The sequence below is a fragment of the Streptomyces sp. A0592 genome (assembly GCF_004795115.1).
Lineage (GTDB): Bacteria > Actinomycetota > Actinomycetes > Streptomycetales > Streptomycetaceae > Streptomyces > Streptomyces erythrochromogenes.
Genome location: NZ_SSBM01000004.1, coordinates 328,889 through 351,476, shown reverse-complemented (window position 1 = coordinate 351,476; position 22,588 = coordinate 328,889). Strand labels below are relative to the sequence as shown.

The following is a 22,588-nucleotide window of genomic DNA, read 5'->3' as shown; positions in this document are numbered from 1 at the left end:
TCCTACTCATCCGGACCGCGCACCGGACCCCGGCTGCTTGAGCATCCGTACTCAGGACCCGCCCGCACCCGCTTTGCCATCGTGAGGGCATGTTCATCGAGCCGTGTGACCCGCCGCGGAGTGCCGGGCCGACCGCCGTCGGCAGCTTCCTGCCCGAGGAGGTGCTGTCCTCGGAAGCCCTCCGGGCGGAGGTGGCGCGCCGCAGTGGCCTGACGCTGCCGCCCAGGCTGCTGACGCAGGCCACCGGGATCCTCTCCCGCCGTGTCGCGGGCGAGGGCGAGTACGCCTCCACGCTCGCCGTGGGCGCAGCCCGCCGGGCCCTGGACGCCGCTTCCCTCTCCCCCCTCGACATCGACCTGCTGCTCTTCGCCTCCGCCTCCCGCGACATGGTCGAGCCCGCGACCGCGCACATCGTGCAGGCGGAGCTGGGCTCGCGGGCCCACGCCCTGGACGTCACCAACGCCTGCAACAGCTTCGTGAACGGCATCGACCTCGCCCGGTCCATGATCCTCGCCGGGCGGGCCCGGCGGGCCCTGGTGGTCACCGGCGAGACCCCCAGCCGGGCGATGCGCAAGGACCCCTCCGGACTCGCGGAACTGCGCGACGGGTTCGCCGGCTACACCTTCGGAGACGCGGGCGCGGCCGTCGTGGTGGAGGCCGTGGAGCGCGGCGGCATCCTCGACGTGGACACCGAGACCCACTCGGAGCACTGGGAGGTCGGCGGCATACCGGGCGGCGGTTCGCGGCACCCGCGCGGGGACGCGTACACCTACTTCCGGGGCGACGGGCACGAACTGCGCGGCGTCTTCGAGAAGGTGGGCACCGCCGTCATCGACCGGACGCTGCACCGCACGGGAATGGGCTGGGACGACTTCGCCAAGGTGCTGGTGCACCAGGTGACGGTCCCCTACCTGGAGCGGTTCGCCGAACTGACCGGGGTGCCCGCCGACAAGCTGGTGGTGACCGTGCCCGAGCTCGGCAACGTCGCGAGCGCGAGCATCGGGGTACAGCTGGACCGGGTGTTCCCGGAACTGGCGCAGGGGGACCGGGTGCTGTTCGTCGGCCTGGGCGGCGGCATCAGCATCATGACGATGGTCTGGGAGAAGTCGTGAGCCGCATGTGGGTCGTGGTGCCCGCGCACGAGGAGGAGGCCCGGCTCGCGGACACCCTGCGGGCGCTCGCCGCGCAGCGGGACCGGGACTTCACCCTGCTGGTCGTCGACAACGCGTCGGCGGACCGCACCGGGTGCGTCGCCCGGGAGTTCGCGGCGCACGCTCCCTTCCCGGTGGAGGTGATCGAAGAGCCCGAGAAGGGCGTCGGCTCCGCCGTGGACACCGGCTTCCGGTACGCGATCGCGCGCGGTGCGCGGCTGCTCGCCCGCACCGACGCCGACTGCCTGCCGCGGCCCGGCTGGACCGGGGCGGCGCGGACCGCGCTCACCCGCCGCCCCGGGCTCGTGTGCGGGCGGATCACGGCCCGCCGCGACGAGCACGGCCCGCTGGGCCGGGCCGGTTTCGGCGCGGTGGTGGCGCTCGCCGCGCTCTTCGGCCGGCTGCGGCCGCGGCACGCCCGCCGGCACGGCTACCGGGCGCCGTACCGCATGCACGCCGGGAACAACATGGCGATCACCGCCGAGCTGTACCTGGCCGTCGGCGGCATGCCGCGGCGGCCCTCGCCGACCGACCGGCTCTTCCTCAACGCCGTACGCCGCCACACCGACCGGATCGTCCACTGCCGGGAGATGGTCGTGGAGAACTCCACGCGGCGCCTGCGGGCCTACGGGCTCGCCGGCACCGCCCGCTGGTACCTGGACCAGGGCAGCGGCACGCACGGAACGGACGACCCCCGCTGATGCTGGACCGACTCGACCACGCGCTGCGCAGCCGCCCCGAGCGGCCCGCCGTGCTGACCGCCACTCGTACCGGCGCACCGCGCGTGCGGGCCACCCGCGGCGAACTCGCCGAACTGGCCGACGCGTACGCCGCCGCCCTGCACGCGCGCGGACTGCGGGCCGGGGACACCGTCGGGGTCGCCGTGCGCCCCGGACCGCGGGCCCTCGCCGTCCTGCTCGCCCTGTGGCGACTCGGCCTGCGCGGTGCCGTCCTGGACCCGGGCGCCGGATCCGACGTACTGCGGGCCCGCCTCGCTCTGGCGCGGCCCGCGCTGGTGCTGGCCGACGCGGCCGCGCAGGCGGTGGCCGGCTGGGCCCGGCCGCTGGCCCGCCGGGCCGGGCTCGCGCTGCCCGACCTGGCCGGCCTGGGGCCGGTGGCCACGGTCGGACCCCGGCTGCCGGGGTGCGCGCCCGCGCTGGACCTGGGGGCGCCGCGGGGCGGCGTCCCCGCGCGGGCCGGCGTGGACGGCGACGCCGACGCGGTGATCGTGTTCACCTCCGGGACCACCTCCCGGCCGCGTGCCGTGGTGCACACCCGGGCGGGCCTGTCGGCCGGCATGGCCACGGTGTCGTCCCTCTTCGACGCCCGCGGCGACGAGCCGGTGATCGGCGGCACCTTCTTCGTCCTCGTCCCCTCCCTGACGCGCGGCGCGCCCGTGGCCCTGCCGTCCGGCAGTTCCCGCGTGCTGGCACGGCAGTTGCACCGGCTGCGCCCCTCCGACACGTATCTGACCCCGCCGCGGCTGCGGGACGCCCTCGGCGCGGGCGCCCCCTTCCACGGCAGGGTGTGGACCGGCTCCGCACCGGCCGGCGCCGGCCTGCTGGAACGCGTACGGGACGCGGGCGCGGCCGAGGCGTGGGGTGTGTACGCGCTCACCGAGCTGTTCCCCGCCGCCGCGGTCGAGTCCCGGGAGAAGTCCGCCTTCGACGGGGCCGGGGACCTGGTCGGGGCACCGCTGCCCGGCGTACGGGCCGTCCGGGACGCCGACGGGCAGCTGCTGCTGTCCGGGCCGGCGGCCCGCCACCGCTACCTCGGGGAGGAGCCCGACCCGTGGGTGCGTACGGGCGACCGGGCGCGGCTGGACGACACCGGCCGGATCGTGCTGGAGGGCCGGTGCAAGGACATGGTGCTGCGCCGGGCCGAGAACATCTACCCGGGCCTGTACGAGCCCGCCCTGCACGTGCCGGGGGTGGAACTGGCCGTGCTCGTCGGGATCCCCGCGGGCGACGGCGACGAGCGCCTCGTCGCCGTCGTCCAGCCGCGGCACGGAGCGGACGAACCGGCCCTGCGCGCGGCCCTGTCGGAGCCGGTCGCCCGCATGGGCACGGCTCGGCCCGACGAGGTGCTCCTCGCGCGGATCCCGCTGTCGGGGCGCTCACGCAAACCCGACCGTGCGGCGACGGCCGCGCTGGCGGCCCGACGCCTGGGCCCGGCGCGATGACCCGCGCCGCCGGTGCGGGCGCGCGCCGCCGGACCGCGACCGGGTGGGCGGCCGTTGGCGTGTCCGGAACCCCTTTTCCCGTGGAGGTACAGCCCTGATGGCCCCGATGGACCCGACGGCCCCACCGGCCCCGATGAGGCCCACGTCCCAGGCACGGGCGCGCCGCCGCGACCGCCGCGTCTACCTGGGCGGCCACCCCCTTCTGTTCGGGCTGCTCGCCGCGACGCGCGGACGGCCCGTGCGCCGGATCGGCGGCACCCTGCTCGTGCACGGGGCGGAGGCCTACCGGGAGGCACTGACCCGGCTGCCGCTCGACCGGACGGCGGCCGGTACGACGGGCGGCGCGGCGCGCTCCGCGCTGGCGGGCGGCGGCGGGGTGCTGTTCGACCAGGAGGGCGGCGAGCACCGGGTCGGCCGGCGGGACCTCGCGGCCGGCCTCGGCGCGGCGGGTGTGGAGGAGTTGCGGGCCCGGTGGCAGCCGCTGCTCGTGCGCCGTCTCGAACCGCTGGCGCGGGGCGGGGAGGTGGACCTCGTCGAGCTGGCCCGGGAACTGTCCGGGACGGTGGTGTGCGCCCTGCTGGGCTCCGGCTCCGACCCGTGCGAGGTGGCGCGGGCCGCGGCCGAGGCGGCGGCCGCCTCCGTACGCAGCCACCTGCCCGGACCGCGCCGCCCGGGCGCCGAGGCCGCCGCGGCCCGGGCCGCGGGACGGCTGGGCGACCTCCTGGGGGGCGGACGCGGGGCGCCGGCCGCCGCGGGGGCGGGCTCGGCGGTGTCCGGTGCGCGCGACGGCGGGGCCGGGGAGGACCGCCTTGCGGCGGACCGGCGGTCGACGGCGCGGCACGGATGCGGGCCGGACACCCCCGAACGGGCGGGCATGCGCGGGCACGGCCCGGGCCCCGCCGGCGGCGCGCTGGCCGCGATGGTGGCGGTGGCCGCGGTGAACACCACGGTCGCGGCGCTGCCGCGGGCGGTGGCCTGGTGCGCCGACGCCGGGCTGTGGGAGCAGGCCGGCGACGCGGCGCTGCGCCCGGCGCTGGCGGCCGAGCTGCTGCGGGTCACGGCGGCCTCCCCGCTGCTGCCCCGCGTCGCCGCCGCGGACGGCACGGTCGGCGGCTGCCCGGTGCGGGCCGGGAACCGGCTGCTGCTGGTCGCCCGGCACGCGGCGGACGCGCACCGGCGCGACCCGGACGCCCTCGGGCCCGCGGAACCCGCCCTGTCCCGGCTGGTGTTCGGGGCCGGGGCGCACGCCTGCCCCGGCGCCCGGCTGGCGTCCGTCCAGCTGGCCGACGTGCTGGCGGCGCTGGCCCCGTACCGGCCGGTGGTGACGCGGGCCCGGGTGGACCGGGGTGCGGCGCTGCCGGGCTGGCGGACGCTGTGCGTACGGGCGGCGTCATGATCGCGGTCACGGGCGCGAGCGGCTTCTGCGGCGGGCACGTGGCGCGCGCCGCCGCGGCGGCCGGTGCGCGGGTGGTGGGTCTGGGGCGCAGGCCTGGCCCGGTGGGCGAGCACCGCTTCTGGGATGCGGCCGCCGGCGGCCCGGACCTGAACGGGGTGGACGTGGTGGTGCACTGCGCCGCAGCGGTCGGCGACCCCTCCCCCGGCTCCCCGGCGGAGGCGCTGATGCACGAGGTCAACGTCGCCGGCACGGAGCGGCTGATGCGGGCCGCGGCGGGCCGGCCGGTGGTGTGGGTGAGCAGCGCCAGCGTCTACGACCCGCGGCTCGACCGCTCCCTGGTCGGCGAGGACCATCCGCGCACCGGCCAGTTGAACGCGTACGGCCGCACGAAGGCGGCGGGCGAGGCCCTGGCGCTGGCCGCCGGGGCGGTGGTGCTGCGCCCGCGGGCCGTGTACGGACCCGGCGACACCACGCTGCTGCCGCGGCTGCTGTCACGGGTCCGGGCGGGCACCCTGCTGCTGCCGGGTCCGGACGTGCGGCTGAGCCTGACAGCGGTGGAGAACCTGGCGGAGGCCTGTCTGGCGGCCGCGGCCTGGCCGCCGGGGGCGTACAACGTGGCCGACGCCCAGCCGTACGGGCGGGACGCCGCGGTCCGCGCGGTGCTGGCCGCGCACGGCGTCCGGGCCCGCGTCCGCCACCTGCCGCTGGGGCTGGCCCGTACGGCGGCCCGGGTCGCGGAGGCCCTGCCGACCGCCGAGCCGGCCCTCAGCCGCTACGCGGTGGACCAGCTGGCCCACCCGGTGGTCCTGGATCTGACCCGGGCCCGCTCCCGGGGCTGGACCCCGCACCGCACCCTGGCGGACCACCTGGACGCGCTGCCGGGCGGGGCGGGGGCGGTCAGCCGGTGACGGCCGCCCGCGGGTGCTGTGCCTTGTCGATGAGCACGTCGAGGAGGGAGAGCAGGGACGCGCGGACATCCGTGCGCGAGCGGGCGTCGAGCATTAGGACGGGGGTGTTCGGGTCCCGCAGGTGCAGCGCCGCGCCGATCTCCTCGGCGGTGTAGGGCTGTTCGCCGTGGAAGCAGTTCGCGCCGACCACGAAGGGCAGGCCGCGGCTCTCGAAGAAGTCGACGGCCGGGAAGCTGCGGTCGAGGCGGCGGGTGTCGACCAGCACGATCGCCCCGAGGGCGCCGCCCAGGAGGTCGTCCCACATGAACCAGAAGCGTTCCTGGCCCGGTGTGCCGAACAGGTAGAGGACGACTCCGGCGTCGGTGAGGGTGATCCGGCCGAAGTCCATCGCGACGGTGGTCAGCGTTTTGGACTCGATGCCGTCGAGGTCGTCGACCCCGACGCCCGCGGCCGTCAGCCGCTCCTCCGTCCGCAGCGGCTCGATCTCGGAGATCGTCTCCACCAGGGTCGTCTTGCCGACCCCGAAGCCACCGGCGATGAGGATCTTGACCGGGGCCGGTTCCCGGGAGGAGGGCGGGGCGGGCGTGTCATATCCGGGCAAGGTTGTCCCTGATTCTCATGAGCAGGTTGACGTCGGTGGTGTCGGAGGCCGCCAGGGGCGGCCGGTGGGTGATCAGCCCGCGGTCGGCGAGTTCACCGAGGAGCAGCGTCATCGGTGTGAGGCGGATGTTCATCCGCGCCGCGATCTCCGCGACCGCGCGCCCGCCCGGCGGCGCGCACATGACGAGGATCTCCTGCCACTCGGTGGGCAGTCCCCCGTGCGCGTCGCCGGCGACCGCCGCCGTGATGGTGGTGTCCATGGTCAGGACGGTGTGCTCAGCGGCGGTACGCCCGTCGGTGAGGGCGTACAGCCGCGTGCGGCGGCGGCTCGCGGGCTGTGGCGGCTCGTCCTGCGGCATTACGAGTTCGGCGCCTGGCCGCGCTCGGGGGTGCCCAGCCATTCGCCGAGCGCCTGCGCGGTGCGTACGGCCTCGCCGCCCAGCTCGCCGAGGCGCGCCTTGCGGGAGGTCACCACGATGAGCGTGCTGCCTTCACCGCAGCCGACGATGCACAGGTACCGGTCGTCCATCTCGACGAGCTGGCGGATGACGCGGCCGCCGTCGATCTCCCGGGATATCGCCTTCATCGTGGAGGCGATGCCGGAGGCGGCAGCCGCCATGCGCTCGGCCTGGGGCTGGTCCAGCAGGTAGTCGCTGAGCCGGATGCCGTCGTTGGACAGGAGCACGGCTCCCTGGATGCCGGCGATCCTGCTCAGGTTGTTGTCGAGGACGCTGTAGATCGCGTCGTTGGATGCCGCGGTGTTCGATGAGGTGGTCATGGCTGATCCCGTCGGAGCTCTTCTTCCACTGTCTGGGTCCCCTGTTCGTAGTCCGCCCAGGCGTCGGCGACCTCTTCGGGTGTCGCGGTGTCCTGGGGGACCTGTGTTTCCGGCGCGTGGGGCGCGCGCAGTTCGTCGGCTATGTGGGTCTGCGGGACGCGCTCGGGGAGGGCCGGCCGCGCGGGGGCGGACGCCGGGGCGGGCCGGGTCGCGAGTGCCGTGGCGGGCGCGTGCCGGGGCGTCTTCGTACGGCGGCTGGGCAGTCCGGCGCTCGTGTGCACGACCGGCTCGGGATCCGGCTCCGGATCCGGCTCGGACACGGACTCGGGCACGGGCTCGGGCTCCTCCGCGGGGACCGGAACGGCGACGGCCGGGTCGGGGGCGGGAGCGGCGGGCGCCGCCGCCGGGACCGCGGCCACGGGCGCGGGTTCGCGGCGGGCGGGCTCGCGCGGGATCTCCTCCTCGCTCGGCAGCAGCAGCTGCGCGGGCAGGACCACCACGGCGCAGGTGCCCCCGTACACCGAGCGGCGCAGGGTGACCGTGGCGCCGAGCTGGTCGGCGAGGTGGCCCACGACGAAGAGGCCGAGGCGGTGGGCGTTCTGTGCGAGGACGGAGTAGGGCGGGGCCTGGTGCAGGCGCCCGTTCATCTCCTCGTAGCGCTCGGGGGTGACCCGGGGGCCGCGGTCCTCTATCTCCACCGACAGGCCGTCCGCGACCAGTTCGGCGCGGATGACCACCTTGGACTTCGGCGGGGAGAACCGGGTGGCGTTGTCCAGCAGCTCGGCCAGCAGGTGGCTGATCTGGCTGATGGCGCTCGGCTCCACGCTGGTCTCGTCCAGGGCCTGCCGCTCGATGCGCCGGAAGTCCTCGACCTCCGCGGCGGCTTCGCGCAGCAGGTCGGCGACGCGCATGGGCTCGGTGTGCGGGTCGGGGACCTCGCCGCCCGCCAGGATCAGGAGGTTCTCGATCTGCCGCCGCATGCCGACCGTGAGCTGGTCGGACCGCATCAGCTGGGCGAGCAGGGCCTCGTCGTGGCCGAAGGTGTCCTGGAGGTCCTCGGTGAGGCTCAGCTGGCGGCTGACGAGGTTTCCGGTGCGCGAGGCGATGCCCGAGGCGAACAGGCCGAACCCGTGGCGCTCGGCGGCGAGCCGGCGGTGGCCGTCCACCGACACGGCGACGGCCCGGGCGAACGCGTCGCTGATGCGCCCGACCTCGTCCCGGTCCCCGCTCACGGCCGGCAGGGCCTCCGGGTCCACGGTATGTCCGCGCTGGAGCCGGGCGACGACGTCCGGGAGGGTCTGCTCGGCCACGGTCACCGTGCGCTCGTGCAGGTCGTGCAGGCGGCGGAGGACCGACCGGGTGGTGAACACGACCACGATGACGACGGCGAGCAGCGCGCCGCCGCTGCCGGCTATCAGCCAGGCGACCTCGGCCTGCAGCTCCGCCGCCTTGGCCTCGCCGCGGGCGAGCACCGAGCGCGCCAGGTCGATGTTGAGCGTGGTCATCTGCACGGAGAAGTTGGCGTGTGCGGACGACCAGCCGCTCACCTCGCCGGGGAGTCTGATGCCCGAGACGGTGTCCTTGTGCCCGGAGAGGACCGCGTTCTCGATGCGCGTCTTCTCCTGCCAGTCCTCGGAGCCGACGACCCGCTCGTAGAACCGCTCGTCCCGCGCCGTCAGGTGCGGCACGATCAGGGCTTCGTGCAGGTAGCGCTGGGCTCCCAGGGAGCTGACGAACTGGTCGTAGCCGACGAAGCTCAGTTCTCCGGAGGGCCCGGCGAGGGCCAGGACGGTGTCCTCGCGCGCCACCATCTCGGTGGCCTGGAGCATCGAGACCACGGGGCGGCTCGCCTGGGCGAGTTCGGCGTCCTCCGCGTGGCTGAACTCCTGCTGGTAGACCTGGATGACCTTGCCGATGACCTCGGAGTAGTAGGCGAGGGTGCTGTCGGCGGCGCCGCTGCGGGTGTCCGCGCGCTGGCGGTGGGCGGCCAGTCTGTCGAGCTGCCGGGTCACTTCGGTGAAGGAGCGTGAGGGGTCGTCGGCAAGCGCCCGGAACTCGGCGGCGGCGGAGTCCGTGGCGGCGCGCCGTACGCGCAATTCGCCCTCGGACCCGGTGGTGCCCGCCCACAGGGAGGCGGTCGCCGTGCGTTCCGCCTGCATGTCGACCATCAGCGTGTAGAGCGGGGCTCCGACCCGCTCGGCGGCCTCCACGTCGGCCCGCAGTTGGGCCGACTGCTCCAGCAACCGTTGCGCGGACACCGTGACTTGGGTGCCCATCGCCACGGTGGGGACCACTGCCAGCCAGATGAGGAGGGTGCGCAGGCGCACGTTGCGCCACCGACGCGGCGTCGACTGCCCTCTTACGCCTTCGGGTTCTATGGGAGACATCGGTCCTCGGGAGCGGGGGCGTGGGGACGTCAGGGATGGCCGAACGGCCGGACCGGGCACGGCACTGCAGAGGGGACGTCCACAACCGGTGTGGTTGTGACGGGATGTGAGGGGCCGATCATAACCAGACAGACGGAAGAAACGGATAGGTGTCTTCACACGCCGACCGTGCTATCTCCGTCGGATCACCCCAGGCCAGAGACCGGATCGGAATCGAACCGCGACGTCCCCGACACCATCTCCGTCCGGTTTCGGCCGACCGCCCCTCCGGTCGCACCGGGCAGGGGGCGGGGCGACGATGGGAAGACGACCCCTCCCGTAAGGAGGACCCATGAACCGGCGCACACGGCTCCTCGTCCTCGGCCCCCTCGTGGCCGCTTCCTTCGTCGCCGCCCCCGCCGCCCTCGCGGCGGTGCCGCACACCCCGCCGGCCGCCGTCCCGGCCGCGACGTGTTCGACCTCCGGGGTCCTCGAGAACGGCAAGGTGCACCTGTCCGGCGGCGGCTTCACCCCGGGCCCGGCCTATGTGTACGGGTCGGCCGGCTTCGGCGGGACTGTCGAGATCGCCCAGAACGGCGGCTTCCAGGTCATGAACGTGCCGCCCGGCCAGTACAGCGTCCGCCAGGGCGGCGAGATGACCCAGTGCAGCGGCTGAGCGCCCGCGACGACGCACGCGCCGGCCGCGGATGCGGACACGGCCGGGCCCTCCCGGCCCCGTGCGGGGCCGGGAGGGCCCGGCCGTGCTCCTGAGGCGTTCCGGCGTCAGCCCGCGTCGGGAGCCGGCGTCAGGCGCAGCGAGATGCTGTTGATGCAGTAGCGCTGGTCCGTGGGCGTCGGGTAGCCCTCGCCCTCGAAGACGTGGCCCAGGTGGGAGCCGCACGTCGCGCAGCGGACCTCGGTGCGGACCATGCCGTGGGTGGTGTCGGCGAGCAGCTCGACGGCGTCGGAGTCCTTCGGGTCGAAGAAGGACGGCCAGCCGCAGTGCGACTCGAACTTCTCCGAGGAGCGGAACAGCTCGGCCCCGCAGCCGCGACAGGAGTAGACGCCCTCCGTCTTGGTGTCGGTGTACTCACCGCGGAAGGCCGGCTCGGTGCCGGCGAGGCGCAGCACCTGGTACTCGGACGGGGTCAGCTCCGCCTGCCACTGCTCGTCCGTCTTCTCGACCTCGTACGACATGACTCTTCCGCTCCCTCGTTCCGTCAGCTCGAAAGGCGGGCGAGGATGGCCGGACCGAGGTCCGTGACATCTCCCGCGCCCATGGTGAGAACGAGATCGCCGGGCTTGGCCATTCCCGCGATGACGTCGGCGACGGCCGCCTTGTCGTGCTCGGCGGTGACGTCGGCGCCCGCGGCCCGGGCGGCAGCGATGATGATGTCGCTGGTCACGCCGGGGATCGGGTCCTCGCGGGCGGGGTAGATGTCCAGGACGACGGAGGCGTCGGCGAGGGCCAGGGCCTGGCCCATCTCCTTGCCGAGCTCCTGGGTGCGGGAGAAGAGGTGCGGCTGGAAGACGACCAGGATGCGGGAGTCGCCGGCGGCTCCGCGGATGGCCTCCAGGTCGGCGTTCATCTCGGTGGGGTGGTGCGCGTAGGAGTCGATGACCTGCACGCCGGCGGCCTCGCCCTTGAGCTGGAGGCGGCGCTTGACGCCCGTGTACTTGCCGAGCGCGGAGGCCAGGTTGTGCGCGGGGATGCCGAGGGCCACGCCCGCGGCGAGGGCCGCGACGGCGTTGTGCGCGTAGTGGCGGCCGGGGACGGAGACGGTGAAGGTGAGCATCCGGCCGTCCAGGACCACGGTGACCTCGCTGGTCAGGCCGCGCGGGGTGATCTTGGTGATCCGGACGTCGGCGTCCTCCTCCTCGCCGTACGTGACGACGGTGAGGCCCTCGCGGTCCGCGACGCGGCGGGCGATCTCGGCGGCGCCCTCCTGGCCGTGGGCGACGACCAGGGTGCCACCGGGCACGACCTTGCCGACGAAGGTCTCGAAGGACTCGTAGATCTCCTCGATCGACGCGTAGTTCGCGTGGTGGTCGAGCTCCGCGTTGAGGATGATCGCGACCTGCGGGGTGTACTTGTGGAACGTGCGGTCGCTCTCGTCGGCCTCGGCCACGAAGATGTCGCCCTCGCCGTGGTGGGCGTTGGAGCCCGGGGCGTCCAGGTCGCCGCCGATGGCGTAGGAGGGGTCCAGGCCCAGGGCGGAGAGGGAGACCGCCAGCATCGAGGTGGTGGTGGTCTTGCCGTGCGTGCCGGCGACGGCGATCGGGCGCAGTCCGTCCATCAGCGCGGCGAGGGCGTCGGAGCGGTGCACGACGGGGATGCCGAGCTCGGCGGCGCGGGCCAGCTCGGGGTTGTCGGCGCGGATGGCGCTGGAGACGACCACGCAGGTGGAGTCGGGGGCGAGGTTGCCGGCCGCGTGCCCGCCGTGGACCGTGACGCCGTGGGCGCGCAGCGCCTCGGCGGTCTCGGAGTCGCCGCGGGCGTCGCTGCCGGCGACCTTCCCGCCGCGCTGGGCCAGGATCTTCGCGATGCCGGACATTCCGGCGCCGCCGATGCCGATGAAGTGGGGCCGTTCCATGGCGGTCGGCAGGCCGGGCTTCATTCAGGTCGCTCCAGGATCGAGTGCGGTGCTTGTGTGCGTCGGGCTCTGGGCCCCAGCCTATTCGTTGTGGGCGAAGAGCTTGAGCACGGGAACGCCGACCTTGTGGCGCGCCCGGGAGGCCCAGTCCCGGTGGAAGAACTCCTCCACGAAGTGCGGGGAGGTCAGGACGATCACCTCGTCGGCGCCGGTTTCGTCCACGACGGACTGCAGCTTGTCGAGAGGGTGCTTCTCGACGATCTGCCCGACGGCCCTGGCGCCCTTCTGGCGCAGGGCGTTCAGGGAGTGCGCGAGGGCGTGCGCGGCGGGGCCGAGCGCGTCCTCGCCCTCGGGCTCGTCACCCTCACGGATGGCCTCGGGGAGCTCACCGAGCGCTACGTCGTCGATGGCGCGCAGCAGTCGGTCCTGGTCGCCCCGGGGTTGCATGAGGACGACGAAGGAGACCGCGTCGTCTCCGTGGAGGCTGGTGACGAAGTCCACGTCCACCGTGGTCAGCGGCTGCTCGATCATCAATACGCTCGTGAACACGGACGCCCTCTCCTTCATGGGCCGAGGCCGGCCGGCCGGCCCCTGCGGAAACCATCCTGCCCCGCTCTCGCACGGGGCCTGCGCAGGTATATGTGCCCAGCGGAAGCAAAGCGGAACGGGAAATTCCGCCCCTTGTCAGATCCGACGGTAGCTCGTGAAGAGGAACCCGGCCTCCTCCAGTACGCAGGCGGGCGCGAGCCGGTGCGGAACCGTGACGGAAGGGCCTCCGGCGATGCGCTGGGCGCCGCCCGCCGTGAGCGTCGGGGAGATCGTCAGGCACAGCTCGTCGAGCACGTCGGCGGCCACGAACTGGCCCAGCAGCCTGGGCCCGCCCTCGGTGAGCTGGCGGCGCAGCCCCCGGTCCGCCAGCTCCCGTACGGCCCGGGCCGCGTCCACGGCCGCACCCTCGCCGGCCACCACCACCTCGGCGCCCGCGGCCCGCGCCTGGGCCACCCGGTCGGAGGGCGCGGCGGCGCCGGTGACCACCAGGGTCGGGACCAGCGGGGAGGTGAACAGCGGCAGGGAGAAGTCCAGGTCCATGCTCGCGGTGACCACGGCGACGGCCGGGGCCGGGCCCTGTCCGGCGGCCTCGCGGCGGGCCGCGAAGGCCTCCCGGGCGCGGGCCGGGCGGTAGCCCTCCTGGCGAACCGTTTCCGCGCCGACGACCACCACATCGGCCAGTGCCCGCAGGGTGCCGAAGATCCGCATGTCGGTCTCGCCCGAGATGGGCTGCGAGCGGCCGTCGTGCTGGGCGGCGCCGTCCAGGGTGGAGACCATGTTGGCCCGCAGCCAGTGGCCGTCCGCCGCCAGGGCGGGGTACGCGTAGGCGTCCGCGAGCTCGTCGAGCGACCACTCCCGGTCCGCCCCGTCCTGGCTCCGGGCTGGTGTCTGATCGGTCACAGGGAACAGGCGTCGCATCGGTGCAGTGTGCCACGCCCCGTAGAGTTAAGGGCTGTGTCGACATCACTCTCCACCTCCGGTTACACCTCAGGCCGGCCCCCGATAGCCGACGCCGGGCCGCAGGCCCTGTGCGCGCGCGAGCCGCGGGTTCCCGCCGAGCGGCTGGTGGCCGAGATGGTGCCGCCGCCGCGGTTCGACTCCGTCCGCTTCGACACCTACAACCTCGACCCGGCCCAGCCGAGCCAGGCCGAGGCCGTCACCGTGCTGAGCGGCTTCGCCGCGGGCCTGGGCGGGGCGCACGCGAGCGGCTCGGGCAGGAAGCGCTGGTTCTCCAGGAAGCCGGCGGCTCCCGCCGCGCCCCGCGGGGTCTACCTCGACGGCGGCTACGGCGTCGGCAAGACCCACCTGCTCGCCTCCCTGTGGCACGCCACCCCGGCCGAGCCCGCGCTCAAGGCCTTCGGCACCTTCGTGGAGCTCACGAACCTGGTGGGCGCGCTCGGCTTCCAGCAGACCGTGCAGACCCTGGGCGGGCACAGGCTGCTGTGCATCGACGAGTTCGAGCTGGACGACCCGGGCGACACCGTGCTGGTGTCCTCGCTCCTCAGCCGCCTCGTCGAGCAGGGCGTGGCGCTGGCCGCCACCTCCAACACGCTGCCCGGCAAGCTCGGCGAGGGCCGCTTCGCCGCCGCCGACTTCCTGCGGGAGATCCAGGGGCTGTCGGCGCACTTCCGGCCGCTGCGCATCGACGGCCAGGACTACCGCCACCGCGGCCTGCCGCAGGCCCCGGCGCCGTTCTCCGACGAGCAGGTCACCAAGGCCGCGTACGCGACCGGGGGCGCGAGCCTGGACGACTTCCCCGGCCTGCTGGAACACCTGGCCCGGGTCCACCCGAGCCGGTACGGCGCGCTGACCGACGGCATCACGGCCGTCTGCCTGACCGACGTCGGCCCGGTGCCGGACCAGTCCACGGCGCTGCGGCTGGTGGTCCTCGCCGACCGGCTGTACGACCGCGAGGTCCCGGTCCTGGCCTCCGGGGTCCCCTTCGACAAGCTGTTCAGTGAGGACATGCTGAACGGCGGTTATCGGAAGAAGTACTTCCGCGCCATATCGCGGCTCACCGCGCTGGCGCGCGACGCGAAACCCCTGGTGTCCCAGTAGGTTTGGGAGCGCCGGGCACCCTTCGGGGAGCCCGGCCGTTTCCCACCATCTGCGAAGGGACCACCATGGCCACCACGCGTCACGCGCACACCGTCTGGGAAGGCGACCTGCTGAAGGGCAAGGGCGTCGTCAGCCTCGACTCCTCGGGCATCGGTTCGTACGACGTCTCCTGGCCCGCGCGCTCCGAGGCCGCGAACGGCAAGACCAGCCCGGAGGAGCTGATCGCCGCCGCCCACTCCAGCTGCTACTCGATGGCGCTCTCCCACGGCCTCGCGGGCGCGGGCACCCCGCCCACCCGCCTGGAGACCAAGGCCGACGTCACCTTCCAGCCGGGTGAGGGCATCACCGGCATCCACCTGTCCGTCGAGGGCACGGTCCCGGGGCTGGACGAGGCCGCCTTCGCCGCCGCCGCCGAGGACGCCAAGAAGAACTGCCCGGTGAGCCAGGCCCTGACGGGTACCACGATCACCCTCAGCGCCAAGCTCGTCTGACCGCGGGACCACGCGATCACCGCCGGGGGTGCGGGCCGCACGGCGCGGCCCGCACCCCCTCGCGTGTCCCTCAGGCCGTCGCCAGCTGCGGGATCAGCCGCATGGCGTTGTCGTGGTAGATCCCCCGCAGCTGCTCAGGGGTGAAGGCCGGGTCCGCGTCGAGGGCGGGCAGGGCCAGGTCCATGACCGTGTCCGCGGGGGCGGCGGGCCAGTCCGTACCGAACAGGACGTGGTCGGCCGGCACGTGCTCCAGCAGGGTCGCGGCGGGCGCCATGGGACCCGCGGTGTCGTAGTAGAAGCGGCTCAGGTGGTCGCGGACGGCGGCGGGCTCGACGCCCGGTTCGCAGAACCGCCCGAGGGCCTGCAGGCGCGTCGCGATGTACGGCAGGAAGCCGCCGGCGTGCGGCAGGACCACGGAGATGTCCGGGAAGCGGTCCAGCGTCCTGCGGCTGATCATGTTCACCGCGGCCCGGGTGGTGTCCAGCAGGAAGTCGCACATGAAGTTCGGGATGCCCGGAACGGTCGACGCGCCGGGCGGGCCGCCCGGCAGGTTGTGCGGGTGGGTGTCCACCACCGCGGACTGCTCGTTCAGCTCGTGGAACAGCCGGTCGTAGGCGGGGTCTCCGAGGTAGACGCCCCCGTAGTTGGCGGTCACGTTGACACCGACGGCGCCGAGCTGCCCGAGACCGCGGCGCACCGCCCAGGACGACGCCTCCTGGTCGTCCAGGAAGAGCGGCACATAGTACGAGAACCGTCCCGGGTGGGAGGCCGCCACCTCGGCCATCGACCGCAGCGTGATGTTGATCGCCTCGCGCAGCTGGGCCGAAGACCGGTAGCGCGCGGGCAGCATCGGCTTGAGGACGGCGGTGGTGATGCCCGCGTCGTCCATGAACCTGATCGACGCCTCGGTGTCGAGGCGGGTCCACGGCGGCAGCTGCTCCGGCTTGATCAGCCCGTGGTGCACGGCCCACTCGCGCCACTCCGGGGCGCAGTAGTGGTGGTGCATGTCGATCTTCGAGTGGACCGTGCCCGCCGGGTCCGCGTCCGCGGCCGGCGCGGAGGGGCCCCGGGCGATCCGGATGACCTCGCTGGTGCCCACCGCGGCGATGCGCAGTTCGTCCGCCGGCGTTCCCAGGAGCCGCACGGGGGTACTCACGGAATCCGTCATGCCAATCCACCGCCCATCGGTCCGGCTCACTTTCCGGAGGCCACGGAGGCCAGGGTCGGCTCGCCCGGGTCGCCGTCGGTTTCGCCGGCCGGGCGTGAGGGCTCCAGGACGATCCGGAGGTGCTCCAGCCCCCGGAAGGCCGGGACCGGGCCCTTCAGCCATGCGCCCCGGGTCTCCTCCAGGTCCACCGGGCGCATGTCGGGGAACTCCCGCAGCAGGCAGGTCAGCGCGATCTCGAGTTCGAGGCGCGCCAGCGGCGCCCCCAGGCAGTAGTGGGTGCCGTGGCCGAAGCCCAGGTGCGTGCCCTGGAGTCCTTCGCGGGTCACGTCCAGCTCGTCGGGCGCGTCGAACCTCTCCGGGTCCCGGTTGGCCGAGGAGATCGCGATCTGCACCAGGGAGCCCTTGGGGATCACCGTGTCCCGGATCCGGGCCTCCTCGGCCGCGTACCGGAAGGTCGACGTCTCCACCGACCCTTCGAAGCGCAGCATCTCCTCGACCGCCCCCGGGACGAGCCGGGGGTCCTCGCGGAGCCTGGCGGCCTGGTCGGGGTGGAGCAGCAGGTTGAGGACGGAGTTCCCGATCTGGTAGGCGGTGGTCTTGTGCCCGGCGAAGAACAGGACCCACAGCGAGGCGACCAGTTCGGGGTCGTCCAGCCGTTCCTCCGCCCGGAGGAGGTCGCTGAGGAAGGTGTCCGACGGGTGGTCGCGGGTGTCCGAGATGAGCCGCTCCAGCCGGTGCTGGAGCCTCTCCTCGGCCGCCTTCAGCTCCGCCCGGCGGCTGGGGTCGAACCGGGAGCGGGTCACCACCGCGAACTGCTCCAGGATCTCCGGGCGGTCCTCCTGCGGGATGCCCATCAGTTCGCACAGGACCGCGACGGGCAGCGGGAACGCGAACGAGGCCATCAGGTCGACCGTGCCGGCCCTGCGGCACTCGTCGAGGATCGTCTCCGCGATCTCGGTGATCCTCGGTCGCATCTGCTCCACCCGCCGGGGGGTGAAGGCGCTGCGCAGGATGCGGCGCAGCCGGGTGTGCCGGGGCGGGTCCGAGAAGAGGACGTTGTCGTCGAGCGCGTCGAAGAAGCTGCCGTACACCGCGTGATAGGTGTCGATGGCGCCGCGCATGTCCTTGCTGAACCGGGGGTCCGACAGGGCGTCGCGGGCGTCGTCGTGGCGGGTGATCAGGTACGTGTCGACCCCGTGGGGCGGGGTCAGCCGGCACACCGGGGCCTGCTCGCGCAGGGCCGCGTACAGGGGGTGGGGGCACTGCCGGTACTCCGGCGCTCCCCTGGAGACGGCCGACACGATGTCGTGCAGTTCTCCGTCGCCGTTCGGTGCCGCATCCCGCTGCGCCATGTTCCGCACCCTCCGTCGCACTCCGCCGTCGCTGTGGCCGTGGCCGTGGCCGTCGCAACGGCCGTCTGCGGACTCACCGGTTCCCCGTGTCGGTGCGCTACGAAACGGCCGGCTCCCGTTCGGGTGAGCCGCCGGCCCGGGGCCGGGGCCGTCCCGCGGGCGGCTGCCCGGTCACCGGTCGGCCGGGCGAGGGCGGGTCGGCCGTCGGCCGATCGGCGGTCGCCCGTCCGTGCCGTGTACGGGCGGGCGCGGGGCGGGCGGGGCGGCGCTCGGGAAGGGCTGCTGTGCCACCAGCCAGCCCGTCACGAGGAGCCCGCGCATGGCCCGACGTCTCACCCCCGCCCTCACCGCTGCCGCCGCGCTCGTCCTGGCGGCCGTCGCCGCTCCGCCGGCGGCCGCCGGCCACGGCCCGGACGCCGGCCGGGCCCTGGCCGACCGGGCGGTCGCGTACGCCGCGACCGCCAGGTTCCAGGTGCACGCCAACGCGGTGGCGGCCGGCTACGTGCCGGACAAGTACTGCGTCTTCGACAAGGTGGGCAGGACCGGCGCGCTCGGCTACCCGCACTTCAACCACACGTACGACAACTCCGTCGACCCGACGAAGCCCGCGGCGCTGTACTACGAGGACGACGGGCGCGGCGGCAAGCGCCTCGTCGGCGTCCAGTGGCTGGTCTACGACCGCGACCAGAAGCTGACCACGGACGACGACCGCCCCACGATGTTCGGCACCGCGTTCAAGGGCCCCAAGCCCGGCAACTTCCCCGGCCAGCCGGTCCACTACGCCCTGCACCTGTGGCTGTGGAAGAAGAACCCCCGCGGCCTGCACGAGACCTTCAACCCGGCGGTGGCCTGCCTTCCCGGCACCACCCGGCCGTAGAGGTGTCCTGACGGCTGTGTGTCGGCGGCCGGGCCGGTCACGGGCCCGGCATGATCGGCGGGACAAGCCCCACGGGGCCCGACGTCCTCCGGGAGCCGCCGATGTCCGTCACCCGACGCAGCCTGCTCGCCGCCGGCGCGATCACCTTCAGCGGAGCACTGGGCGCACTGTTCGCCGGCGGCTCCCCCGCCTCCTCCCGGGCGGCCCGTACCGGCGGCGGGTACGGGCCGCTGCTCCCCGACCCGCACGGGCTGCTCGACCTGCCCGCCGGGTTCGGCTACCGGGTGCTCTCGCGGGCGGGCGACCCGCTGCGCTCCGGTGAGGGCGCCGTCCCCGCCAACTGCGACGGCATGGCCGCCTTCGACGCCGGGGGCGGCCGGGTCCGGCTGGTGCGCAACCACGAGAACCGGGCCACCGCCGCCCTGCGCGTCCCCGCCGTGGCGGGGCTGACGTACGACCCCGGGGCGCTCGGCGGCTGCACCGCACTGGACCTCGCCGCGGACGGGCGGGTCACCGGCGAGCGGGTCGCCCTCGCCGGCACCGCCGTCAACTGCGCGGGCGGCCGGACCCCCTGGAACACCTGGCTGAGCTGCGAGGAGACCGAGGACCGGGCCGGCACGGCCGGCAGCGAGCGGGATCACGGCTACGTCTTCGAGGTGGACCCGGCCCGTCCGCAGCGCACGGGCGCCGTCCCACTCACCGCGATGGGCCGCTTCGCGCACGAGGCCGTCGCCGTGGACCCGTACCGCGGGGTGGTCTACGAGACCGAGGACGCCTTCGTCCGGCCCTTCGGGCTGTTCTACCGGTTCCTGCCGGACCGGCCGCTCGGCGGCACCGGTTCGCTGCGGGCCGGCGGCGCCCTGGAGGCCCTGCGGGTCCCGGGCCTGGCGGACCTGGCCGCGGTGGACGAGCCCGGGGCGGAGTTCCCGGTGGAGTGGGTGCCCGTACCGGACCCCTCGGCGGCCGTCACCCCGATCCGGCACCAGGACTTCGGGCCGGGCGGCATCACCCACGCGCAGAAGCTGGAGGGCTGCTACTGGGGCGGCCACGGCGTCCACTTCGTGTCCAGCTACGCCCGCAGGGGCGAGGGGGCGCCCGCCGACCACCACGGACAGGTGTGGTTCTACGATCCCCGCCGGGCCCGGCTCCGCCTGGACGTGCTCTTCGGGCCGGCCGCCGACGTACAACTGCCCGGGGACTCCCCCGACAACATCTGCCTGGCCCCGGACGGCGGGCTGATGGTGTGCGAGGACGGCGGCGGGGCGCAGTACGTGTTCGGGGTGACGGCGGGCGGCGAGGTCTACCCGGTGGCCCGCAACGCCGACGACATCGGCGGGCCGGGGGCCCCGGAGTGGGGGGAGTTCGCCGGGGTCACCTTCTCCCCCGACGGCCGGACCCTGTACGTCAACGCCTACGCGCCGGGCACCACCTTCGCCGTGACGGGCCCCTGGCGGCGCTGACCGGGGGGTCGGCCGGCACAAGGCGGAACAAGTGGGAGTGCCGCAGACCACCACTTGTCACATAGTCATATATTTTGCGTGCGTGACCATTTCTGTGCGCAAGGTTGCGGCCGCGGCCGCACTCAGTGCCGCCCTCACCGCCTCCCTCGCGGGCTGCGGCGGCGGCTCCGGCACCAAGGACGCCGGCCGCGAAGCCCGCCTGGGCACGCCTGCGGCGTCCGCCCCCGCGGCGTCCGCGCCCGGCGCCGCGGCCGCCTCCCGGAGCCCCTCCCCCGGCGCCCCGGGCGCCCCGCCCGCCGGCGCGCCCGGCAAGGCGCCGACCCTGGCACCCGGCCCGAACGGCCTGACCCCCGTCTTCGAGCGGGCGAAGCAGCAGACGGACAAGACCGTGGCGCTGACCTTCGACGCCGACATGACCTCCGACCAGGGGCCGCGCGCAGCGGACGGGGAGCACTTCGACAACCCCCAGCTGATCTCGACGCTGCGCACCCTCAAGGTGCCCTCGACGATCTTCATGACGGGCCGCTGGGCCGAGGAGTACCCGGACCAGGCCAAGGCCATCGGCACCGATCCGACCTTCGAGATCGCGAACCACTCCTACAGCCACCACGCCTTCAAGTCCCCCTGCTACGGACTGCCCGCGCTCGACGGCGCCGCCGCCCGGGCCGACGTGGACCGGGCCTTCGCCGCCTTCCGCCAGGCCGGCGCCGTCAACACCGTCCCGTACTTCCGCTTCCCGGGCGGCTGCTACGACGACCCGGCGCTGCGGGCCCTGTCCACGGCCGGGGTCACGGCGGTGCAGTGGGACGTGGTCAGCGGGGACGCCTTCGCCAAGGACCCGGACGCGGTGGCCGAGCAGGTCCTCGCCGGGGTCAGGCCCGGCTCGGTGGTGGTGATGCACTGCACGCGCAGCGCCGCCCCGGTCACCGAGGAGGCCATCCGGAAGATCGTCCCGGAACTGCGCAAGCGGGGCTACCGCTTCGTGAAGGTGTCCGAGCTGATCGGGACATAGCGGCCGGCCGTGCCCGGCAGGGCACCGCGCAGCGCCCGGGGCCGGCCCTGCCGGGGCGGCGGTCCCGCCCCGGTCGGGTTCAGTGCGCGGACGCCGTCTCGGTGAGCTCGCTCGGGCGGACGATGACGAAGCCCTCGCCGCTCAGCTTCAGCTGGACCGCCTCGCCGGAGCCGCCGCGGATCATCGAGCCGACCGACTGGGAGCGGTGCAGGCCGGTCTCCAGCTGGGCGCTCCAGCCGACGACCGCGTCCGTGTCGACGTGGACGGGGGCCTGCGGGGTGACCGGGATGATGATCGGGTGTCCGTCGCAGACGACGGCGAGCTTGCCGGTGCCGGTGAAGACGCTGTTGAAGAGGCCGCCGCCGGTCATGCCTGCGCCCTTGACCATCTTGATCTCGTAGGACAGCGTCGGGTCGAAGCACAGCACGTTGCGCCCGTTGACGGTGAGGGCGTCACCGTGCTCGATGTCGATGATGAAGCAGTTGCCCGCCTGGTGGGCGAACCAGGCCTCGCCCTGGCCGCGTACGGACATCAGCGCCAGGCCCTCGCCCGTGACGGCGCGCTTGAGCATGCCGCCTATGCCCTGTCCCTTGCGCTCGAACTGCAGGTTCCCGCGGAAGGCGACCATCGATCCCTGACGGGCCAGCATCTCCCCGTTGACGTTGTACTTCACGGACTTGGCGTTCTGCAGGCTCATGCCGGGGGTGGCGGCGGCCCGGGCCAGGTTCTCGGACGCGAAAAGATCACTCTTCATGGCCCGATCCTCACCCGGGCCGGCCACCCGGGACATCCTCCTCAAGGCGGAGCCTGGCATTCTTGGCGGGATGAGCAGCCAGCACACGAACGAGACCTCCGGCGTACCCGCGGTCGGGTCCGACAGCGCCTTCCGGCGGGAGCACGCATTGCGCGACGAGGCCCCGCAGTTCGTCCTGCCGCTGGTCGTGCGCATCGAGAAGACGGAGCCGCCCGCCCGTACCGACGCCCTGGAGACCGCGGCGCGGGCCGTGCTGGTGCTGCTCGCCGACGAGCGGGCCCACGGTGAGGGCGAGTGGGCGCAGGCCGTCCGGGACTGGCAGGACGCGCGGATCCGCAAGGTGGTCCGGCGGGCGCGCGGGGCGGAGTGGCGCAAGGCGGAGACCCTGCCCGGCATCACCGTCCACGGCGACGCCGCGCAGGTCCGGGTCTTCCCTCCCGTGCCCCTCGACGGCTGGCCCAAGGAACTGGCCAAGCTCCAGGTGTCGGGCACCGACCTCGACGACCCGGAGCCGGTGCCCGCGGCCGACGACGCCACCCTGCCCGTGCTGTGGCTCAATCCCGCCCTGGAGATGTCGGCCGGCAAGGCGATGGCCCAGGCCGGGCACGCGGCCCAGCTGGCGTGGTGGGAGCTGACGCGGGCGGAGCGGTCGGCCTGGCAGGAGTCGGGCTTCCGCCTGGCCGTACGCACCGCGGCGCGCGAGCGGTGGGAGGAGCTGGGCGGGAGCGGGCTGCCGGTGGTCCGCGACGCCGGGTTCACCGAGATCGCACCGGGCAGCGCGACGGTCGTGGCCGACCATCCGGCGCTGCGGGCCCGGCTCTGACGGCTGCTCGGCGGGCGTTTCGATCTGCCGGGAACCTCAAATGTTGCTCTGAACGTCCCCTCGTGCGGA

23 protein-coding genes are annotated in these 22,588 nt (G+C 74.3%); 12 read left to right on the top strand and 11 right to left on the bottom strand.

Annotation, left to right across the window (positions count from 1 at the left end):
- The first annotated feature begins 89 nt into the window (after positions 1-89).
- From E6U81_RS09095 to E6U81_RS09075, 5 genes are all read left to right on the top strand, one after another.
- A complete protein-coding gene (locus tag E6U81_RS09095; protein ID WP_136229568.1) occupies positions 90-1,112 on the top strand; it encodes a ketoacyl-ACP synthase III in 1,023 nt (340 codons plus the stop codon).
- A 5-nt stretch (positions 1,113-1,117) separates the two neighbouring features.
- On the top strand, positions 1,118-1,852 hold the full coding sequence (locus E6U81_RS09090; protein WP_136229627.1) for a glycosyltransferase family 2 protein: 735 nt from the start codon (positions 1,118-1,120) through the stop codon (positions 1,850-1,852).
- Positions 1,852-3,333 (top strand): class I adenylate-forming enzyme family protein, encoded by a 1,482-nt coding sequence (locus E6U81_RS09085; RefSeq protein WP_136229567.1) that lies wholly within the window; start codon positions 1,852-1,854, stop codon positions 3,331-3,333. Before E6U81_RS09090 ends, E6U81_RS09085 begins: the two co-directional genes overlap by 1 nt.
- Positions 3,334-3,430: 97 nt before the next feature.
- Complete coding sequence (locus tag E6U81_RS09080; RefSeq protein ID WP_206309883.1) at positions 3,431-4,729, top strand: cytochrome P450; 1,299 nt, start codon at positions 3,431-3,433, stop codon at positions 4,727-4,729.
- Complete coding sequence (locus E6U81_RS09075) at positions 4,726-5,637, top strand: NAD-dependent epimerase/dehydratase family protein (protein ID WP_136229566.1); 912 nt, start codon at positions 4,726-4,728, stop codon at positions 5,635-5,637. The genes E6U81_RS09080 and E6U81_RS09075 overlap by 4 nt, the downstream gene beginning before the upstream one ends.
- Here the strand turns inward: E6U81_RS09075 and E6U81_RS09070 are convergent.
- From E6U81_RS09070 to E6U81_RS09055, 4 genes are read right to left on the bottom strand one after another with little or no spacing between them, the layout of a single operon-like run.
- Positions 5,627-6,238 (bottom strand): ATP/GTP-binding protein, encoded by a 612-nt coding sequence (locus tag E6U81_RS09070; protein WP_136229565.1) that lies wholly within the window; start codon positions 6,236-6,238, stop codon positions 5,627-5,629. The two genes, E6U81_RS09075 and E6U81_RS09070, sit on opposite strands and share 11 nt — an antisense overlap.
- Positions 6,225-6,596 (bottom strand): DUF742 domain-containing protein, encoded by a 372-nt coding sequence (locus tag E6U81_RS09065; RefSeq protein WP_030824354.1) that lies wholly within the window; start codon positions 6,594-6,596, stop codon positions 6,225-6,227. Before E6U81_RS09065 ends, E6U81_RS09070 begins: the two co-directional genes overlap by 14 nt.
- Positions 6,596-7,015, bottom strand: coding sequence for a roadblock/LC7 domain-containing protein (locus E6U81_RS09060; protein WP_030824337.1), 420 nt, complete (start codon positions 7,013-7,015; stop codon positions 6,596-6,598). Before E6U81_RS09060 ends, E6U81_RS09065 begins: the two co-directional genes overlap by 1 nt.
- A complete protein-coding gene (locus E6U81_RS09055) occupies positions 7,012-9,342 on the bottom strand; it encodes a sensor histidine kinase (protein WP_240803721.1) in 2,331 nt (776 codons plus the stop codon). Before E6U81_RS09055 ends, E6U81_RS09060 begins: the two co-directional genes overlap by 4 nt.
- 391 nt (positions 9,343-9,733) lie before the next feature.
- Between E6U81_RS09055 and E6U81_RS09050 the strand changes: the two genes are divergently transcribed.
- Positions 9,734-10,057, top strand: coding sequence for a hypothetical protein (locus E6U81_RS09050; protein ID WP_136229563.1), 324 nt, complete (start codon positions 9,734-9,736; stop codon positions 10,055-10,057).
- A 107-nt stretch (positions 10,058-10,164) separates the two neighbouring features.
- Here E6U81_RS09050 and msrB read toward each other — a convergent pair whose 3' ends face one another.
- The 4 genes from msrB to E6U81_RS09030 all read right to left on the bottom strand — a co-directional run bounded on the left by msrB (position 10,165) and on the right by E6U81_RS09030 (position 13,442).
- Positions 10,165-10,578 carry a peptide-methionine (R)-S-oxide reductase MsrB gene (gene msrB / locus E6U81_RS09045; RefSeq protein WP_136229562.1) on the bottom strand — a complete coding sequence of 138 codons (414 nt, stop codon included), beginning with the start codon at positions 10,576-10,578 and terminating at the stop codon, positions 10,165-10,167.
- Positions 10,579-10,601: 23 nt separating this feature from the next.
- The gene (gene murC, locus E6U81_RS09040; RefSeq protein ID WP_136229561.1) at positions 10,602-11,999 is read right to left on the bottom strand and encodes a UDP-N-acetylmuramate--L-alanine ligase; all 1,398 of its coding nucleotides are present in this window, start codon (positions 11,997-11,999) and stop codon (positions 10,602-10,604) included.
- Positions 12,000-12,056: 57 nt separating this feature from the next.
- Positions 12,057-12,524: an indole-3-glycerol phosphate synthase gene (locus tag E6U81_RS09035; protein WP_136229560.1), complete on the bottom strand. Its 468-nt coding sequence runs from the start codon at positions 12,522-12,524 to the stop codon at positions 12,057-12,059.
- Positions 12,525-12,659: 135 nt separating this feature from the next.
- Complete coding sequence (locus E6U81_RS09030; protein WP_136229559.1) at positions 12,660-13,442, bottom strand: pyrimidine reductase family protein; 783 nt, start codon at positions 13,440-13,442, stop codon at positions 12,660-12,662.
- Between the two features lie 36 nt (positions 13,443-13,478).
- Here E6U81_RS09030 and zapE point away from each other — a divergent pair, with 36 nt between their 5' ends.
- Positions 13,479-14,582 carry a cell division protein ZapE gene (gene zapE, locus E6U81_RS09025; RefSeq protein ID WP_136229558.1) on the top strand — a complete coding sequence of 368 codons (1,104 nt, stop codon included), beginning with the start codon at positions 13,479-13,481 and terminating at the stop codon, positions 14,580-14,582.
- A gap of 65 nt (positions 14,583-14,647) precedes the next feature.
- Entirely contained in the window at positions 14,648-15,073 is a 426-nt protein-coding gene (locus E6U81_RS09020) for an OsmC family peroxiredoxin (protein WP_031151218.1), read from the top strand.
- A gap of 70 nt (positions 15,074-15,143) precedes the next feature.
- Here E6U81_RS09020 and E6U81_RS09015 read toward each other — a convergent pair whose 3' ends face one another.
- On the bottom strand, positions 15,144-16,229 hold the full coding sequence (locus E6U81_RS09015) for an amidohydrolase family protein (RefSeq protein ID WP_240803720.1): 1,086 nt from the start codon (positions 16,227-16,229) through the stop codon (positions 15,144-15,146).
- A 38-nt stretch (positions 16,230-16,267) separates the two neighbouring features.
- A complete protein-coding gene (locus tag E6U81_RS09010; RefSeq protein WP_136229556.1) occupies positions 16,268-17,593 on the bottom strand; it encodes a cytochrome P450 in 1,326 nt (441 codons plus the stop codon).
- Positions 17,594-17,912: 319 nt separating this feature from the next.
- Here E6U81_RS09010 and E6U81_RS09005 point away from each other — a divergent pair, with 319 nt between their 5' ends.
- The 3 genes from E6U81_RS09005 (at position 17,913) to E6U81_RS08995 (ending at position 20,942) form a co-directional block, all read left to right on the top strand.
- A complete protein-coding gene (locus E6U81_RS09005; RefSeq protein WP_136229555.1) occupies positions 17,913-18,470 on the top strand; it encodes a hypothetical protein in 558 nt (185 codons plus the stop codon).
- 101 nt (positions 18,471-18,571) lie between these two features.
- Positions 18,572-19,930: an alkaline phosphatase PhoX gene (locus E6U81_RS09000; RefSeq protein WP_206309882.1), complete on the top strand. Its 1,359-nt coding sequence runs from the start codon at positions 18,572-18,574 to the stop codon at positions 19,928-19,930.
- Positions 19,931-20,012: 82 nt separating this feature from the next.
- The gene (locus E6U81_RS08995; protein ID WP_240803719.1) at positions 20,013-20,942 is read left to right on the top strand and encodes a polysaccharide deacetylase family protein; all 930 of its coding nucleotides are present in this window, start codon (positions 20,013-20,015) and stop codon (positions 20,940-20,942) included.
- A gap of 79 nt (positions 20,943-21,021) precedes the next feature.
- On the opposite strand, the gene E6U81_RS08990 is transcribed toward E6U81_RS08995, so the two are convergent.
- A complete protein-coding gene (locus E6U81_RS08990; protein ID WP_136229553.1) occupies positions 21,022-21,696 on the bottom strand; it encodes an AIM24 family protein in 675 nt (224 codons plus the stop codon).
- A gap of 70 nt (positions 21,697-21,766) precedes the next feature.
- Here E6U81_RS08990 and E6U81_RS08985 point away from each other — a divergent pair, with 70 nt between their 5' ends.
- Entirely contained in the window at positions 21,767-22,519 is a 753-nt protein-coding gene (locus tag E6U81_RS08985) for an aminoacyl-tRNA hydrolase (protein ID WP_136229552.1), read from the top strand.
- The last annotated feature ends 69 nt before the right edge of the window (positions 22,520-22,588 follow it).

What these genes read in the sequence shown, in the direction of transcription:
- E6U81_RS09095 (WP_136229568.1), top strand. Translation starts at nt 90, where the DNA reads ATGTTCATCGAGCCGTGTGACCCGCCGCGGAGTGCCGGGCCGACCGCC.
- E6U81_RS09090 (WP_136229627.1), top strand. Translation starts at nt 1,118, where the DNA reads ATGTGGGTCGTGGTGCCCGCGCACGAGGAGGAGGCCCGGCTCGCGGAC.
- E6U81_RS09085 (WP_136229567.1), top strand. Translation starts at nt 1,852, where the DNA reads ATGCTGGACCGACTCGACCACGCGCTGCGCAGCCGCCCCGAGCGGCCC.
- E6U81_RS09080 (WP_206309883.1), top strand. Translation starts at nt 3,431, where the DNA reads ATGGCCCCGATGGACCCGACGGCCCCACCGGCCCCGATGAGGCCCACG.
- E6U81_RS09075 (WP_136229566.1), top strand. Translation starts at nt 4,726, where the DNA reads ATGATCGCGGTCACGGGCGCGAGCGGCTTCTGCGGCGGGCACGTGGCG.
- E6U81_RS09065 (WP_030824354.1), bottom strand. Translation starts at nt 6,596, where the DNA reads ATGCCGCAGGACGAGCCGCCACAGCCCGCGAGCCGCCGCCGCACGCGG.
- E6U81_RS09060 (WP_030824337.1), bottom strand. Translation starts at nt 7,015, where the DNA reads ATGACCACCTCATCGAACACCGCGGCATCCAACGACGCGATCTACAGC.
- E6U81_RS09050 (WP_136229563.1), top strand. Translation starts at nt 9,734, where the DNA reads ATGAACCGGCGCACACGGCTCCTCGTCCTCGGCCCCCTCGTGGCCGCT.
- msrB (WP_136229562.1), bottom strand. Translation starts at nt 10,578, where the DNA reads ATGTCGTACGAGGTCGAGAAGACGGACGAGCAGTGGCAGGCGGAGCTG.
- murC (WP_136229561.1), bottom strand. Translation starts at nt 11,999, where the DNA reads ATGAAGCCCGGCCTGCCGACCGCCATGGAACGGCCCCACTTCATCGGC.
- E6U81_RS09030 (WP_136229559.1), bottom strand. Translation starts at nt 13,442, where the DNA reads ATGCGACGCCTGTTCCCTGTGACCGATCAGACACCAGCCCGGAGCCAG.
- E6U81_RS09020 (WP_031151218.1), top strand. Translation starts at nt 14,648, where the DNA reads ATGGCCACCACGCGTCACGCGCACACCGTCTGGGAAGGCGACCTGCTG.
- E6U81_RS09010 (WP_136229556.1), bottom strand. Translation starts at nt 17,593, where the DNA reads ATGGCGCAGCGGGATGCGGCACCGAACGGCGACGGAGAACTGCACGAC.
- E6U81_RS09005 (WP_136229555.1), top strand. Translation starts at nt 17,913, where the DNA reads ATGGCCCGACGTCTCACCCCCGCCCTCACCGCTGCCGCCGCGCTCGTC.
- E6U81_RS09000 (WP_206309882.1), top strand. Translation starts at nt 18,572, where the DNA reads ATGTCCGTCACCCGACGCAGCCTGCTCGCCGCCGGCGCGATCACCTTC.
- E6U81_RS08990 (WP_136229553.1), bottom strand. Translation starts at nt 21,696, where the DNA reads ATGAAGAGTGATCTTTTCGCGTCCGAGAACCTGGCCCGGGCCGCCGCC.
- E6U81_RS08985 (WP_136229552.1), top strand. Translation starts at nt 21,767, where the DNA reads ATGAGCAGCCAGCACACGAACGAGACCTCCGGCGTACCCGCGGTCGGG.